Raw genomic sequence first — 14,712 nt, 5'->3', positions numbered from 1 at the left:
CCATGCCCGATTTCGACCGCCGCACCCTGATGGCCGGCGCGCTTGCCGGCGCCGCCCTTTCCGCCGCCCCGGCAATGGCGCAGAGCTTTCCGCTGCCAAAGGGCTTCACGCGATTTCCCATCTGGCCGGGCAAGGCGCCGGGCGGTGAAAAGGTGACGGTGCAGGAAGTCGAGACGCTGCGCCGCCCTGACAGCGGGCCGGACGACGGCGTCTTCGCCCATATCGTCACGCCCACGCTCACCATGTTGCGGCCAGAAGCGGTGGGGGCGAAACCCAATGGCGCGGCGATGCTGCTGTTTCCCGGCGGCGGCTACAGTCGCGTCGCGATCGGTCATGAAGGCTATGCTATCGCCCGCCGCTTCGCCCAGGCCGGCTATGTCTGCTTCGCGTTGCTGTACCGCCTGCCCGCCGACAATTGGGCGGCCGGCCCGGAAGCCCCGCTACAGGACGCGCAGCGCGCATTGCGCGTCGTGCGCAGCCTGGCCGCGCGCGAGAAATTCGATGCCGGCCGTGTCGGCGTCATGGGATTTTCCGCCGGCGGCCATCTCGCCGCCTGGCTCACCAGCCGCGCGCCGGTCGACAGCTATCGGCCCGTCGACGCGGTCGACCGCGAACCGATCGCCGCCGCACTCGCCGCCTATCTCTATCCGGTCATTTTGATGGAGGGGCCGTTCGTCCACGCCGGATCACGCACCCAGTTGCTCGGCCCCGATCCTTCAGCGCAGCGGATGCGCGCCTACTCGCTCGACCAGCAGGTGAGCGATCGCACCCCGCCCGTCTTCCTCGCCCATGCGCTGGACGACAATGCCGTGCCGCCGGAAAACAGCCTCGCCATGCTCGCCGCCTTGCGCGCCAGGGGCGTGGCCAGCGAATGTCACCTGTTCGAAAGCGGCGGCCATGGTTTTGGCCTGGTTGCGCCGCCCGCCGCCCCCGCGCCCTGGCCCGACCTGTTCGTCAACTTCGCGAAACGACATGGCCTGTGACGCAGCAGGTCGCCCTCTTCGTCACCTGCCTGGTCGACCTGATGCGCCCGCGCATCGGCTTCGCCGCGATCCGCGCGCTCGAAGCAGCCGGTTGCGACGTGATCGTGCCGCAGGGCCAGACCTGCTGCGGCCAGCCCGCACTCAACAGCGGCGACCACGCCCATGCCGCCGCGCTGGCGAAACAGACGATCGAAGCGCTCGAACCCTATGCGGCCGTCGTCGTCCCGTCCGGCTCCTGCGCCGGCACCATCCGCTGCCATTATCCCGAAATCTTCGAAGGCGACGCGGACTGGCTCCCCCGCGCGCAGACGGTCGCCGCCAAAACCTACGAGGTCATGGCCTATCTGGACGAAGTGCTGGGCTGGAAGCCCGAAAGCATCAGCATTGACGCCACCGCCACCTATCATGATAGCTGCTCGGGGCTGCGGGAACTGGGCATCAAGGCGCAACCACGCCGCCTGCTCAAGGCAATCGATGGCCTCAGGCTCGCGCCGCTGGCGGGCGAGGAGACATGCTGCGGCTTTGGCGGCACCTTCTGCGTCAAATATCCCGCCATCTCCAATGCCATTGTTGGCGAAAAGGCCGATGCCATCGACGCGACGGGCGCGGACCTGCTGCTGGCGGGCGATCTTGGCTGCCTCATGAACATGGCCGGAAAGCTGCATCGTGACGGCAGCACGGTGCGCGCCTTCCACGCCATCGAATTGATTGCTGGTATGGGCGATGGTCCTGCCATCGGGGAGGAGCCATGAGCGGGTTCGACACCCGCGCCGCCGCCGCGCTTGCCGACCCGCTCCTCAAGACAGCCGTTGAGCGTACCGCCGGCACCGCCGAGGCCAAGCGCACGCTCGCCGTCTCGGCCTTCCCTGATTTCGACGCCGCGCGCACCCGCGCCGCCGCGATCAAGGATCATGTGATCGCCCATCTGGGCCATTATCTCGAACAGTTTGAGGCCAATGCCATCGCCGCGGGCGCGCAGGTGCATTGGGCCGCCACCGCCGACGAAGCCTGCCGCATCGTCATCGACCTCTGCCAGGCAGCAAGCGCCAAGACCGTCGCCCGCTCCAAATCCATGCTGGGGGAGGAAATCGGCCTGCCCCACGCCCTGGCGGAGGCCGGGATCGGCCGGATCGAAACCGACCTGGCCGAACATATCATCCAGCTGGCCGACGAGCGCCCGTCGCACATCATCTGGCCCGCCATGCACAAGACGCGCGAACAGGTGTCGGCCCTCTTCAAGGCGAAACATCGCACCCCGCATGAGGAAGACAGCATCGCCGCCATGGCCGAAAGCGCCCGGCGCGAACTGCGCGACCGGATGCTGGGCGCGGATGTCGGCATATCGGGCGCCAACTTCCTCATCGCCGATAGCGGCGCGGTGTGCACCGTCACCAATGAAGGCAATGCCGAATTGTCTCTAGTGCCGCCACGTGTCCATATCGTGACGGCGGGCATCGAAAAGATCGTGCCGTCCATGCCTCATGCCGTGCATATGCTGCGCATGCTGGCGCGCTCCGCCACCGGCGCGGCGCTCACCCAATATACGACCTTCTATACCGGCCCGAAACGTCCCGACGACCGCGACGGGCCAGAAGAAATGCACATCGTGCTGGTCGACAATGGCCGCACGAAAATGCGCGAGGAGGGGCTGGCGGATATGCTGCGCTGCATCCGCTGTGGCGCGTGCATGAACCATTGCGTCGTTTTTCGCCAGATTGGCGGCCATGCCTATGGCGGCACCTATCCCGGTCCCATGGGCGCGGTGCTGACCCCCGCGCTCGATGGCCTCGCCCCCAATCGCGACCTCGTCCATGCCTGCACGCTCAATGGCAAATGCCAGGAAGTCTGCCCGGTGCGCATCCCCCTCCCCACCCTGCTGAAGGGCTGGCGGGAGAAAAGCTGGCGCGAAGGGCTGGAGCCGACCTCCATGCGCATGGGCCTTGGCCTGTGGGCCTGGGTCGCGCGTCGCCCGGCGCTCTACCGCCTTGTCACCAGCCTTGCGCTGCGCGCGATGCGGCTGATGGGTCGGCGCGGCTGGATCGAGACACTGCCGCTGGCGGGCGGCTGGACCCGCCATCGCGCCATGCCCCGGCCCGCCGCCAGCAGCTTCATGGAGCAGTATCGCAAGGAACGCCGCCCATGAACGCGCGCGACGCCATCCTTGGCCGGCTGAAAGGCGCAGCGCCCGATGCGGCGCAGGCCGCCGCGCTGCTGGTCGCGCCCGAACGCCCGGCCGTGGACGAAGCCGCGCTGGAGGCCGAATTTCTCGCGCGCCTCGCCCTCCCCAGCGTCAGCGCAAGCCATGACGCGATCGACAGCATGGCGGACCTGCCCGCCGCTATTCGCCGCTACCTCGATGCGCAGGGCGAGGACCGGACATTGTGCCTGCCGCCCGATCCGCGGCTCGATTCTTGCGACTGGAACGGTTTCACCCTGCATGATGTCGCCGCGCCTGCCGAAGTCGCCGCGCTCGCCATCGCGCGGCGCGGCATCGCCGAAACCGGATCTTTGGTCTTCGAAACCGGCCCGGCCGCGCCGATGCTGCCCAATTTCCTGGCCCTGCATCACATCGTGCTGCTGGCGACGCGCGACATCGCCCCCTATCTGGAGGACGCGCCGTTGCCCGGCGCGCAACCGCGCGCCCATTACTGGATCACCGGCGTATCTGGCACCACCGATATCGAGGGCACCTATGTCCGGGGCGCCCATGGCCCCCGCTTCCTGCACGTCATCCTGTTGCGCGCTTGATGACCGCATATTAGAACATCATTCCATATTGCGGGAATTTTCTTGGACTTTGCGACGGGGAGCGTATAGTGTGATGCGTCCCTATCCTATGCAAGAGGCTTGCCCGGCATGACCACCCCCTTCGATCTTCATGGCAAGACCGCGATCGTCACCGGCGCCAATACCGGCATCGGCCAGGCCATTGCCCTGTCGCTCGCGCAGGCTGGCGCGGATATCGCCGCCGTCGGCCGCACGCCCGCACAGGACACGGTCGATCAGGTCCGCGCGCTCGGCCGCCGGGCGGACATTATCTCGGCCGACCTTTCGACCATCGAACCGGTCCAGCGCGTCCTCGACGAAACGCTGGAAAAGCTTGGTGCCTTGGACATACTGGTCAACAATGCCGGCATCATCCGCCGCGCCGACAGCGTCGATTTCACCGAGGAGGATTGGGACGCGGTGATCGACACCAATCTCAAGACCACCTTCTTCCTCTGTCAGGCCGCCGGTCGCCACATGCTTGCCCAAGGCGCTGGCAAGATCATCAACATCGCCTCGCTTCTTTCCTTCCAGGGCGGCATTCGCGTGCCCAGCTACACCGCGTCCAAGAGTGGCGTCGCGGGCCTGACCAAGCTGCTCGCCAACGAATGGGCCGCCAAGGGCGTCAATGTAAACGCCATCGCGCCGGGCTATATCGCCACCAACAACACCGCCGCGCTCCAGGCCGACGAGACGCGCAACCGCCAGATCCAGGAGCGCATCCCGGCTGGCCGCTGGGGCGACCCCGCCGACATTGGCGGCGCGGCCGTGTTCCTGGCGTCCAGCGCCGCCGATTATATCCATGGCCACACGCTCGCCGTCGACGGCGGCTGGCTCGCGCGCTGATCGGCACACGGCACAACCGATTTTGCACCGTTCGCACTGAGCTTGTCCAAGTGCCTGCCTTCTTCGGACGACAAGCGCAGGCTCCGTGCGAACGGTGAATGACAGGAGAGGGACATACCCTCCCATCCCATCAGGAGAGGAACGATGCCCCAATTCGACAGGCGAACCGCGCTCACCGCCACGGGCCTTGCCGCAATGGGCGCTGCCCTCCCCGCCCGCGCCGCCGCACAAGCCCCGCTTCCCCTCGACGCACGCAAGCCCGGCCTGCCGCTCAAATCCGGCCATCTCCATATGGGCACCGGCACCGGTCCGCACGGCACATTCGGCATCACCAACCGCTATCTGACCCGCGATGACGCGCCCTGGTTGCCGGTCATGGGCGAATTTCACTTCACCCGCTTCCCTTGCGCCTATTGGGAAGAGGAACTGCTCAAGATGAAGGCGGCGGGCGTCACCATCGTCGCCAGCTACATCTTGTGGAACCATGTCGAGTTATCGCCCGGCCAGCTGGACTGGAGTGGCGACCGCGACATTCGCCGCTTCGTCACCCTGTGCCAGACCCACGGCCTGCTCTTCTTCCTGCGCCCCGGCCCCTGGGGCCATGCCGAGGCGCGCTTTGGCGGCATCCCCGACTGGATCGTCGCGGGCACGCGCCCTCGCAGCAACGACCCGGCCTATATGGTCGAGGTCGAACGCTTCTGGCGCAGCCTCCACGATCAGGTGCGTGGGCTGTTCTGGAAGGATGGCGGGCCGATCCTCGGCATGCAGATCGAAAATGAATATAATCTCGACGGTCCGGGACAAGGCCGGGCGCATATTGCGGCGCTCAAGAGCCTGGCGCTCAAACTCGGCTATGACGTGCCGCTCTACACAGTCACCGGATGGGACCAGACGCTCTATCCCAAGGGCGAGGTGGTGCCCGTCCATGGCGGCTATCCTGACGAACCCTGGTCGGCGAAGACCACGAAGCTGCCGCCCAAGGAGAATTATCTCTTCCGGTTCGACAGCCGGGTGAGCGGCGACCTGGGCGCGCAAACCCGCAACAACCGGCGCGGCGACGCCGACGACGACATGGACGACACGCCCTTTCTGGGCGCGGAATATGGCGGCGGCGTCCCCGTCATGTATCGCCGCCGCCCGCTGCTTGCGCCCGCCGACGTTGCTGCCGCCGTCACCACGCAGGTCGGATCAGGCGTCAACCTGCTGGGCTATTATATGTTTCATGGCGGTGCGAACCCACTTGCGGCCGGCCGCAGCCTGGAAGAAACGCAGCGGTCGGGCGGCTATAATGACTGCCCGATGATCGGCTATGATTTTCAGGCGCCGATCGGCCAATATGGGGAGGTCAACGCGGTCAGCGCCGCGCTGCGCCCCCTCCATTATTTTCTGGGCGCCTATGGCGACCGGCTCGCCCCCATGACCGTGCACGCCCCCACGATCCAGCCTGGCGACAAGGATGACCTCAAAACCCTGCGCTGGTCGGTCCGGGCGGCTGGCGGCAGCGGCTTCCTGTTCGTCAACAACCATGTCCGCCAATATGCGACCGCCGCCCATACCGCGACGCGCTTCACCGTCACGCTCCCCAACGGCGCGCTGACCTTTCCCTCTCGCGCCGTGACCATTGCACCGGGCGCCTATTTCTTCTGGCCGTTCGGCATGGACCTGGATGGCGTGCCGCTGGACTGGGCCACCGCCCAGCCGGTCACGCGTATTACAGATGCCGACGGCCCCATCCACATCTTCGCCGCCACCCTGCCCGGCCCGGTCGAACTTGCCTTCCCCGCCGACACGCGACTGTCCGCGCCCGCCCGTTCGGAACAGGGGCGCGTCATCGCGGACGTGACTCCTGCCGCTGACCGGCTGCTAACCGTCACCGCGCCGGACGGTCGCCGCGTCCGCATCCTGCTGCTCGACCAAGGCTCGGCGCAGCAACTCTGGGTCGGCGACATAAGCGGACAGCGCCGCGCGATCGTCACCGCGGCCGATACCCTGTTCACACCGCATGGCCCGCTCCTGCGCCAGCGCGGTACTGCCCGGTTCGACTGGCGCGTCCTGCCCGGTCCGGCTGCCAGCGCCACGGTCAAGGGGCCGGCCCCGTCCGCCGTCCCTTTCACGCCGGCGCGCGCTGCCGGCAAAGCGCCTCCCATCGTCATTGGCGGCCCGGCCAAAGCCGCGATGCAGCCGCTGCCCGAAGCGCATCGGGCCGCTGCGGCCTTCACCTTCACCCTGCCCGCCGACGCGGTGGAAAGCGGCGACGCCTTCCTCGAAATCGACTGGCGCGGCGACATCGGCCGACTGTTCGACGGCACCACCATGCTGGACGACGCCTATTGGGACGGGCGCGTCTGGCGCATCGGCCTCAAACGCTTCGCCGATCGGCTGGGCCGCCCCTGGACGCTCACCATCCTGCCGCTGCGCGCCGACGCGCCCATCTATCTGGACGACATGGCCCGCGCCAAATTGCCGCCAGGCGATCAGGTCGCCAGCCTCCTTGCCCTTCGCATCGTCCCTGAACTGGAGCATCGCCCATGACCCGGCTGACCCGTCGCGCCGCGCTCGCGCTTGCAACTCTGCCCTTCCCCGCCCTGGCGACCACGCCCCGCAAAAGCGGCGCGCGGCCCGGCCCCTTTTTGCTCGGCGCGGACATCAGCTGGGTGCCAGAAGACGAAGCCGCCGGCGCGCGCTATTTCGTCGACGGCGTGCGGAAGGACCCTGTCCTGCTGATGCGCGACGCGGGTTTCAACGCCATCCGCCTGCGCATTTTCGTCGATCCGGCAAAGGGTTATTCGAAGCGTGAACCCGACAAGGCCTGGGCCGGGCTTGACCAGACCATCAGGCTTGGCCGCCGCATTCGTGACGCGGGCATGGGCCTTGTCCTCTCCTTCCACTACAGCGACACCTGGGCCGACCCGGAACATCAGGGCGTGCCCGCTGCCTGGACCGGCTATGACCTCCCCCAACTCGCCAAGGCGGTCGAGGCGCATACCCATGACACGCTTGTGGCGATGCGCGCGGGCGGCGCGCCGGTCGACATGGCGGTGATCGGCAATGAAACCACCTTCGGCATGCTTTGGCCCCATGGCCGGGTCAAGCTGTCCACCCCCACCGGCAATCCCGTCACCGACGCCAATCATGCGCAGGTCGACGATCAAGCGATCGGCGGCTTCGACGGCTTCGCCGCCCTGCTGCGCGCAGGCATAGCCGGCGCCCGCCGCGCGCAGCCCGACATCGCCATCCAGCTGCACAATCATCTTGGCCGGCACTGGCCGATCCTGCGCGAATGGACCGACGCGCTCATCGCCCGCAATGTCGCTTTCGATGTCATCGGCCTGTCCTGCTACCAGCAGCAAAGCCAGGGCGACTGGGCAAACAGCTTCGACCAGTTCGTCAGGCGCTACCCCGACAAGGGCTTGCTGATCGCCGAATATTCCAGCCGCAAACGCTATCTCAACGACCTCGTCTATAATCTACCCGGCAAGCATGGCTGGGGCAGCTTCATCTGGGAGCCGCTGCGCCATCAGGAAGCGATCTTCGACCTTGACGGCCGCAATGCCGGAGGCGGACCCAAGCCCGACCTGCTAAGCCAGGGCATCAACAGCGCCGAAGCGCCCGGCGGCCTCGCCAACCAATCCCCCGCGCCCAAGCCGGACCCGGCGGGTCCAATGGGCAAGGGCGGCGATTATATCGCCAATGATCTGCTCGACCTCTATCGCCAGATGGCGAAAGATTATTCGTGAACCGCCGCGATTTCACCCTGACCCTCGCCGCCCTGCCGCTCGCCGCCTGCGTCACTGCCCCCGTGGCGCGAAATGATGATCCGCTCGTCTTCGCCTATTTCACCACGGGAAAGGCCGGCGAAGGCGCGGGTCTCAAACTGGCCGTCAGCGACGACGGCTTTGCCTTCCGCACGCTCGCCGGCGGCCGGAGCCTGCTGGTGCCGCAGGTGGGCGAAAAGCAGCTGATGCGCGACCCGTTCCTGTTTCATGACGGCACGGATTATCACCTGCTCTGGACCACCGCCTGGGAAGGCGTGACCATCGGCCATGCGACCAGCCGTGACCTCGTCCACTGGTCGGACCAGCAAGCGATCCCGGTGATGCGCGACGTGGCGGGCACCCGCAATTGCTGGGCGCCCGAGGCAATCCGCATGCCCGACGGCCGTTTCCTGCTATTCTGGTCCAGCACCGTCACGGGGCGCTACCCTGAAACCGCCGGTACGTCGGAGTCGGACTATAATCACCGCCTCTGGCAGTGCAGCACCGCCGACTTTCGCAGCTTTTCCGCACCGCAGCCGCTCTACGATCCGGGGTTCAGCGTCATCGACGGCACTTTTGCCCACGCCCCCGATGGCAGCTTGCACCTGATCGTCAAGGATGAGACGGTCACGCCGCCGCGCAAATGGCTGCGCGCCGCCCGCGCCGAAAGCCCGACCGGCCCCTTCGGCCCGCTCTCGCCGCCTTTCTCCCCCGCCTGGGTCGAAGGGCCGATGACCGCCCGGGTGGGCGACGCGCTCATCTGCTATTATGATGTCTATAAGGACGGCCGCTGGGGCGCGATGATGACCCGCGACATGGCCCGATGGCAGGATGTGGGCGACCAGCTGTCGCTCCCCGCCGGCGCGCGCCACGGATCGTTACTGCGCGTCCCCCGCGCCCTCGTCGACGCTATCGCCTGATCCCCATCCCCCGCCCAGCGCCAGGAACAGCGCGATCTGGTCCTGCACCAGTTGCGTGCGCGCCGACGCCGCCGTCACTTCCGCGCTGGCCTGGCTGCGCTGCGCGTCCAGTAACGACAGGAAATCGCCCCGGCCAAAGCGGAACAGCTTGCCCGCCTGGGCCGCCGACACGCCCGCGCTCTCCCGCGCTCGGTCCAGCGCCGCCGCCCGCTCGGCATCGCGGCGATAGGTTTCGAGTGCGCTTTCGGTCTGGCGCAGCGCTTCCAGCACGCTGGCATCGAAGCCGGCCAGATCGGCGCGTATCTGCGCATCGGCCTGTGCGATGCGGGCGCGGATCACCGGCCGGTTGGGGAATGTCCAGCTGATGAGCGGCCCCAGGCTGAAGCCGAAGGCGGACCCGGTGCCAAAATCCTTGAGCGGCCCCGACAGGCCGACCGATCCGCCGATGCTGACCTGCGGGTAGAGTTGCGCCATGGCCACACCCAGCCGCGCGGTATCGCCCGCAATGGTCCGCTCGGCCTGCCTGATGTCGGGCCGCCGCCGGATCAGCGCCGCGCCATCGCCCACCGGGATCGGCTGGCGCAATACCGGCAGGTCCGCGCAATTTGCGATTGCACGCGGATAATCGGCCGGCGGCCGCCCCAGCAGCGTGGCGAGCAGATACAGCCCATTCTGGCGCTGTGCGGCAAAGGCGGGCAGCGCCGCCTCGCTCGTTTCCACCGCCGCCTGCGCCCGGCTGACGTCGAACGCCGTCCCGCGCCCGCCCTTGGCCAGCCGCCGCGTCGCATCGAGCGTCTGGCGCTGCAACGCCACCACCTTGCGATTGACCGCCAGGCTGTAATTGGCCGCGCACACCTGCGCATAGGCCTGCGCCGTCGCCGCCGCCACGCTGACCCGCACATAGTCGCGCGCCGCCGTCACCGCCTCGACATCGGCCGCGCTCGCTTCGATCCCGCGCGCAATCCGACCATTGAGGTCCAGCGGATAGGCCGCGCTCAGGCCCAGATCATAGCTCACCGATCCAGGCAGATGCTGCGCCACGCCCGATGGCCGGGACAGCGTCTCGCCGCCGCTGATCGCGGTCGTCACCTGTCGCCCCGCCTCCGCCTCGCGCAGCACCGCCTGCGCGCGTTCGACATTGGCCTGCGCCTGTTTAAGGTCGGCATTGGCCGCCAGCGCTTCTTCGACCAGCGCGTCAAGCTGGCGGTCGGCATAGAGCCGCCACCATTGGTCGGGCAGCGGCGCATTGCTGAACCGCGCGCCCTGCGCCGAATGGAAATCGCCCCTCGCCGTCGGCGCTGTCGCGACCAATCCTTGCGGATAGCGATAATCCGGCCCCGCCGTCGCGCAGGCGGCCAGGCCCAACGCCAGCAGCGGCGCGCCGATCCCTTTACGCATGACGGCAATCCCCCGGCTTGGCATCCTTCGCCGCTGGCTGCACCGTCACAGTAGCGGTCCGCCCGGAAATCAGCCGCAGCCCCGCCGGGACCTTCTCCAGCCGCACCCGCACCGGAATACGCTGCGCCAGCCGCACCCAGGAGAAGGTCGGCTCGACCGAGGGCAGCAAATTGCCCGCATTGGACCGGCTGTCGTCATTGATGCCATAGGCGATGCTGTCGACGCGCCCGTGGATCTCGCGCTCCTCCCCCATCAGCTTCACCGTGACCGGCGCGCCGATGCAGATGAGCGGCAGCTTGGTTTCCTCGAAATAGCCCTCCACCCGTGTCGAATCGCTGTCGATCAGCGCCATCGCCTGGCTCCCCGCGCCGACATAATCGCCCGGATGCAGATCCAGATTGGTGACGACGCCATTGACCGACGCGCGCACCTGTGTGCGTTTAAGGTTCAGCGCGGCGGCGTCGCGCCCGCTATAGGCTTCGGCCAGCGCCGCCTGCGCCGTCTCCACCCGCGCCAGATTCTGTTCATGCGTTTCCGCTGCGACCAGGTCGCCCAGGGCGGTGTCGCGCCGCGCCTCGCGCCGCGCCTGCGCCAATGTCGCCCTCGCGCTGGCGATCTGCGCCTCGGCTTCCTCCAGCGCCAGCTTGTAACGCGGCGTGTCGATGACGAACAGCAGGTCGCCCGCTTTCACTTGCTGGTTGTCCCTAACGGCCACCGACGTCACCAGCCCGCTGATGTCGGGCGTCACCCGCACCACGTCGGCGCGCACCCGCCCGTCGCGCGTCCAGGGGCTGCGCTCATAATGGTTCCACATGCCTATCGCGGCCAGCAGGGCGGCGATGACCAGGATGATGGTGGCGGCGCTGCGGATCAGCGTTGCGGGGATGCGGTTCATAGGCGGATTCCAAGGGTGGGGACAAGGATGGCGAGCCCGCCGAGGATCAGCACGAAGAGGCTGAGGTCCACTGCGGCGCGATAGGCGAAGAAGCGATAGAGGCCGAGCGCGCCAATCAGCCGGGTCACCGCCCAGGCCAGGATCAGCGCGACCAGCGCGAGCAGCAGCAGCGTCGGCACATAGACGCCGCCCAGGGCGATTTCTCCGGTCATGCGGCGGCCCTCCTGTGGCCGGGAGCGTCGGGGAAAAGATTGCGGCGCAGGCTGACCAGCGCCAGCACCGACTCCCGCCGCACCGCTGGCAGCGCATGGCCGCCCAGATCGTCGATCGCGCCATCGATCGCCGATAGCAGCGCCGGATCGGCGGGCGCGGGCGCATCGGGGTCCATCGCGCGGTAATGATCGCCAACGCCGGCCAGCACCCGCGTCAGCGGCACGGTATCCTGGGGGGCAAGGTCAATGCGCAGCTGGCGCAATTCCCCGATGGCGACACCGGTGCGCAGGTCGCGCAATGCATCATAGAGGGGCGCGCCGCTATCCTGCCGCGTGGCGGCCAGACGCGGGGCCAGCAGGGCGATGCGGTCCAGCATCCGGTTGACCCATGCGCGCACGTCGGGCGCGCCCTTCATATTGGCGCGGTTGGCGATGTCGATCCAGCCGGCGCGCACGGTGCGGCGGATCGCGCGCTCGACGCCGGCCGATTGCAACAACCCCGCCATGATGATCGCGAACCAGATGCCAACGAGCTGCGCCACGGCACCATTTGCGTAGGATGCAAAGGCGTTCACATAGCGGTCGGACAGCAGCACCGGGCTGCCCAGTCCCAGCAGCGTGGGCAGCGCAATGCCCATCCACCGGGGCGACGCCATCATTGCCCCCAGCACCAGCAGCGGCGGCGCATAGGCCAGCGCCAGCATCGCAAAGCCATCCAGGCGCGGCATGATGACATAGCCGTAGACCGCGCCCAGCGCCGACGCGATGATCGTACCGATCATGAATCCCTTGAGCGGCGCGAGCAGGTTATCCTGCGCCGCAAACAGCGCCAGGAACACGCCCGCCAGCATCACCGCCGTCCCGCCATCCTTCCAGCCGCTGCCGATCCACAGCGCGCAGCCGATGACCACGGTCAGGAAGGCGCCGAACGCGGCGCGCAGCGCCCCGGCATGGTCCCGATGCAATTCGCGGTTGCGCCGCCCGTCCAGCAATTCGGCCACGCGCGGCGTCACCGCGCTGCGCCGGTGCGTCGCCATCTGGTCCAGCAGGTCGCGGCAATCGCGATGGACCGCAATCAGCGTCGCCAGCCGTGCATAGAGGCTAAGGCGCATCATATCGGCCCAACCCATATCGGCGCGCGCGTCCGGCTCCATCGCGTGGCACCGGTCGATCAGCGCCTGGGTCCGCCGCGCACGGGTTTGGTTGTCGGGCGCGGGCGTCTCCAGCCATGCGCGCACATCGGCGATCAGCGCTTCGACCGGTGCCGGCACAACGCCACCATTGGCGGCCTTCAGCTGCGCCAGACGATCCTCGACCGCCGCGCCCAGCGGCAGCAGCATCGACAGCTGGTCCTGCAATGCCCGCACGGTGCGGACGCGGGGCGCCAGCCGGCTGATGTCGAAAGGCAGGTGGACCGACATCTGGTGCAACTCGGTCACGTCCTGCGCCAGTCTGCGACGCTCGGCGTCCAGCCCTGGCACCGGATCAGTGGCGATGGCGTCGCGCGACCAGCGTTCCGCGTCGCGCAGGATCGCCTCGACCCGGCCCAGCAGGACGCCGGTGATCGATCCGGGCAACACCACGCCATGCACCAACGTGCCACTCAGGATGCCAAGCATGATCTCCTGCACGCGCAGCGACGCCACGGTGAAGATGGTCTGGGGCGAATCCACGTCAGGAAACACGATCAGGCAGGCGGTATAGCCCGCCAGCACGAACATATAGGATCGCGGGGTCCGGTCGAGCAACGACACAAACACGCACAGCCCCAGCCAGGATGCCATCGCGAGCGACAGCAATTCGGGTGCATTGACCAATGGCGGCACGACCGCCACGGAAAAGATCGCGCCGACCAGTGTGCCGATTGCGCGAAACACCGCCTTGGAGATCACCGCTCCGGCAAGCGGCTGGGCGACGATATAGCTGGTCAGGAACGCCCAATAGGGCCGCTCCAGCCCGATATGAAAGGCGAGGAACAGCGCCAGCATCGCGGCGATCAGGCATTTGAGCGAAAAGAGCGCGGCCGGCAGGCCGATCGCCTCGCCCAGCGGGCGGCCGCTCATGCCTGGTTGCGTTTCTCGGCGATGCGCTGCCCGATCAGGTCGAGCAGCTCGACCATGATCTCGATCGCCTCGTCGGGAATGTCGCGCAGCAAATGGTCGCGCAATAGGCCCAGCTTCTGTTCGATCCCTCCCACCAGATCGCGCCCGGCGGGCGTCAGGGTAATGATGTTGGATCGCCTGTCGCCCGGGTGCGCCGCCCGCGCCACGAAACCACTCGCCTGCAAACCATCCAGCGTGCGCACCAGCGAGGGCTGGCGAATGTCCAGCGCATCGGCCAGGTCCGCCTGCCGCACATCGGACCCCATCCGGTCGATATGGATCAGGCACCATCCGGCACTGTTGGACACGCCGAATTGCGCCAGCGCATCGTCCGCCAATTGCCGCCACTGCCGCGCAACCGGGGCCATCTTGTGCGCCAATGCGCGGCGGGGATCGTCAAGGGGGTTCGTCATTAGCTAGCTAACTAATGATTTTGGGCAATCTTTGCACCTGTCATTTTTGCTGTCGCAGATGCGCAAATTGCAATCCGTCGCCGGGCCGGAAACAATCCGGCCCGACCAATTCGGACCAGGTCAGGCCCGGCGGGTCCCGTTAAAGGCCGACGCGCCGAACGCGCCGAGCTGCATCGTGCCGGTAATGGCGTCGCCCGCCACTTCCGCCTCGCATTCCAGCGTCATCGGCATCGGCATGGTCATTTCCATCTTCCAGGTCAGCGTGTCGCCATCGACCTTGCCGTCGACCACGTCGAGCGATCCCATCATCCCGGCAAAGGTGCCGTTGAACCGGTCGCCACTGCTGACGACGGTGAAGACGCCCTTCTGGTCACCCATCGGCGTCTTGGCCACGCAATCATAAGCGCCATCCACTGCCATAT

At 67.5% G+C, this 14,712-nt stretch carries 14 protein-coding genes; 8 read left to right on the top strand and 6 right to left on the bottom strand.

What is annotated here, in order from left to right; translation table 11 throughout:
- The first annotated feature begins 2 nt into the window (after positions 1-2).
- The 8 genes from SKA58_RS01145 (at position 3) to SKA58_RS01110 (ending at position 9,270) form a co-directional block, all read left to right on the top strand.
- A complete protein-coding gene (locus SKA58_RS01145; RefSeq protein ID WP_037541983.1) occupies positions 3-983 on the top strand; it encodes an alpha/beta hydrolase in 981 nt (326 codons plus the stop codon).
- The gene (locus tag SKA58_RS01140) at positions 980-1,735 is read left to right on the top strand and encodes a (Fe-S)-binding protein (RefSeq protein ID WP_009820495.1); all 756 of its coding nucleotides are present in this window, start codon (positions 980-982) and stop codon (positions 1,733-1,735) included. Before SKA58_RS01145 ends, SKA58_RS01140 begins: the two co-directional genes overlap by 4 nt.
- A complete protein-coding gene (locus SKA58_RS01135) occupies positions 1,732-3,126 on the top strand; it encodes a lactate utilization protein B (RefSeq protein WP_009820494.1) in 1,395 nt (464 codons plus the stop codon). Before SKA58_RS01140 ends, SKA58_RS01135 begins: the two co-directional genes overlap by 4 nt.
- Positions 3,123-3,731 (top strand): LutC/YkgG family protein, encoded by a 609-nt coding sequence (locus SKA58_RS01130; protein WP_009820493.1) that lies wholly within the window; start codon positions 3,123-3,125, stop codon positions 3,729-3,731. The genes SKA58_RS01135 and SKA58_RS01130 overlap by 4 nt, the downstream gene beginning before the upstream one ends.
- A gap of 108 nt (positions 3,732-3,839) precedes the next feature.
- The gene (kduD, locus tag SKA58_RS01125; RefSeq protein WP_009820492.1) at positions 3,840-4,595 is read left to right on the top strand and encodes a 2-dehydro-3-deoxy-D-gluconate 5-dehydrogenase KduD; all 756 of its coding nucleotides are present in this window, start codon (positions 3,840-3,842) and stop codon (positions 4,593-4,595) included.
- Positions 4,596-4,739: 144 nt separating this feature from the next.
- The gene (locus SKA58_RS01120; RefSeq protein WP_009820491.1) at positions 4,740-7,127 is read left to right on the top strand and encodes a beta-galactosidase; all 2,388 of its coding nucleotides are present in this window, start codon (positions 4,740-4,742) and stop codon (positions 7,125-7,127) included.
- The gene (locus SKA58_RS01115; protein WP_009820490.1) at positions 7,124-8,332 is read left to right on the top strand and encodes a glycosyl hydrolase 53 family protein; all 1,209 of its coding nucleotides are present in this window, start codon (positions 7,124-7,126) and stop codon (positions 8,330-8,332) included. Before SKA58_RS01120 ends, SKA58_RS01115 begins: the two co-directional genes overlap by 4 nt.
- Entirely contained in the window at positions 8,329-9,270 is a 942-nt protein-coding gene (locus SKA58_RS01110; RefSeq protein WP_009820489.1) for a glycoside hydrolase family 43 protein, read from the top strand. Before SKA58_RS01115 ends, SKA58_RS01110 begins: the two co-directional genes overlap by 4 nt.
- On the opposite strand, the gene SKA58_RS01105 is transcribed toward SKA58_RS01110, so the two are convergent.
- The 6 genes from SKA58_RS01105 to SKA58_RS01080 all read right to left on the bottom strand — a co-directional run bounded on the left by SKA58_RS01105 (position 9,229) and on the right by SKA58_RS01080 (position 14,710).
- Complete coding sequence (locus SKA58_RS01105) at positions 9,229-10,668, bottom strand: efflux transporter outer membrane subunit (protein WP_037541982.1); 1,440 nt, start codon at positions 10,666-10,668, stop codon at positions 9,229-9,231. The genes SKA58_RS01110 and SKA58_RS01105 overlap by 42 nt on opposite strands.
- Complete coding sequence (locus SKA58_RS01100; RefSeq protein ID WP_009820487.1) at positions 10,661-11,563, bottom strand: efflux RND transporter periplasmic adaptor subunit; 903 nt, start codon at positions 11,561-11,563, stop codon at positions 10,661-10,663. The genes SKA58_RS01105 and SKA58_RS01100 overlap by 8 nt, the downstream gene beginning before the upstream one ends.
- On the bottom strand, positions 11,560-11,775 hold the full coding sequence (locus SKA58_RS01095; protein ID WP_009820486.1) for a DUF1656 domain-containing protein: 216 nt from the start codon (positions 11,773-11,775) through the stop codon (positions 11,560-11,562). Before SKA58_RS01095 ends, SKA58_RS01100 begins: the two co-directional genes overlap by 4 nt.
- On the bottom strand, positions 11,772-13,838 hold the full coding sequence (locus SKA58_RS01090) for an FUSC family protein (protein WP_009820485.1): 2,067 nt from the start codon (positions 13,836-13,838) through the stop codon (positions 11,772-11,774). Before SKA58_RS01090 ends, SKA58_RS01095 begins: the two co-directional genes overlap by 4 nt.
- A complete protein-coding gene (locus tag SKA58_RS01085; protein WP_009820484.1) occupies positions 13,835-14,290 on the bottom strand; it encodes a MarR family winged helix-turn-helix transcriptional regulator in 456 nt (151 codons plus the stop codon). Before SKA58_RS01085 ends, SKA58_RS01090 begins: the two co-directional genes overlap by 4 nt.
- A gap of 120 nt (positions 14,291-14,410) precedes the next feature.
- Positions 14,411-14,710, bottom strand: a complete 300-nt coding sequence (locus tag SKA58_RS01080; protein WP_009820483.1) for a hypothetical protein — start codon at positions 14,708-14,710, stop codon at positions 14,411-14,413.
- Positions 14,711-14,712: the final 2 nt, after the last annotated feature.

The organism is Sphingomonas sp. SKA58, assembly GCF_000153545.1.
Classification (GTDB): Bacteria; Pseudomonadota; Alphaproteobacteria; order Sphingomonadales; family Sphingomonadaceae; genus Sphingobium; species Sphingobium soli.
Note: the sequence above shows the minus strand (reverse complement) of the source record. Positions and strands in the feature narration are given on the sequence as shown.

Bases quoted from the DNA above. Each gene is read 5' to 3' on its own strand.
- SKA58_RS01080 (WP_009820483.1), bottom strand. From the start codon at position 14,710: ATGGCAGTGGATGGCGCTTATGATTGCGTGGCCAAGACGCCGATGGGT.
- kduD (WP_009820492.1), top strand. From the start codon at position 3,840: ATGACCACCCCCTTCGATCTTCATGGCAAGACCGCGATCGTCACCGGC.
- SKA58_RS01115 (WP_009820490.1), top strand. From the start codon at position 7,124: ATGACCCGGCTGACCCGTCGCGCCGCGCTCGCGCTTGCAACTCTGCCC.
- SKA58_RS01135 (WP_009820494.1), top strand. From the start codon at position 1,732: ATGAGCGGGTTCGACACCCGCGCCGCCGCCGCGCTTGCCGACCCGCTC.
- SKA58_RS01120 (WP_009820491.1), top strand. From the start codon at position 4,740: ATGCCCCAATTCGACAGGCGAACCGCGCTCACCGCCACGGGCCTTGCC.
- SKA58_RS01090 (WP_009820485.1), bottom strand. From the start codon at position 13,838: ATGAGCGGCCGCCCGCTGGGCGAGGCGATCGGCCTGCCGGCCGCGCTC.
- SKA58_RS01130 (WP_009820493.1), top strand. From the start codon at position 3,123: ATGAACGCGCGCGACGCCATCCTTGGCCGGCTGAAAGGCGCAGCGCCC.
- SKA58_RS01145 (WP_037541983.1), top strand. From the start codon at position 3: ATGCCCGATTTCGACCGCCGCACCCTGATGGCCGGCGCGCTTGCCGGC.
- SKA58_RS01085 (WP_009820484.1), bottom strand. From the start codon at position 14,290: ATGACGAACCCCCTTGACGATCCCCGCCGCGCATTGGCGCACAAGATG.
- SKA58_RS01095 (WP_009820486.1), bottom strand. From the start codon at position 11,775: ATGACCGGAGAAATCGCCCTGGGCGGCGTCTATGTGCCGACGCTGCTG.
- SKA58_RS01105 (WP_037541982.1), bottom strand. From the start codon at position 10,668: ATGCGTAAAGGGATCGGCGCGCCGCTGCTGGCGTTGGGCCTGGCCGCC.
- SKA58_RS01100 (WP_009820487.1), bottom strand. From the start codon at position 11,563: ATGAACCGCATCCCCGCAACGCTGATCCGCAGCGCCGCCACCATCATC.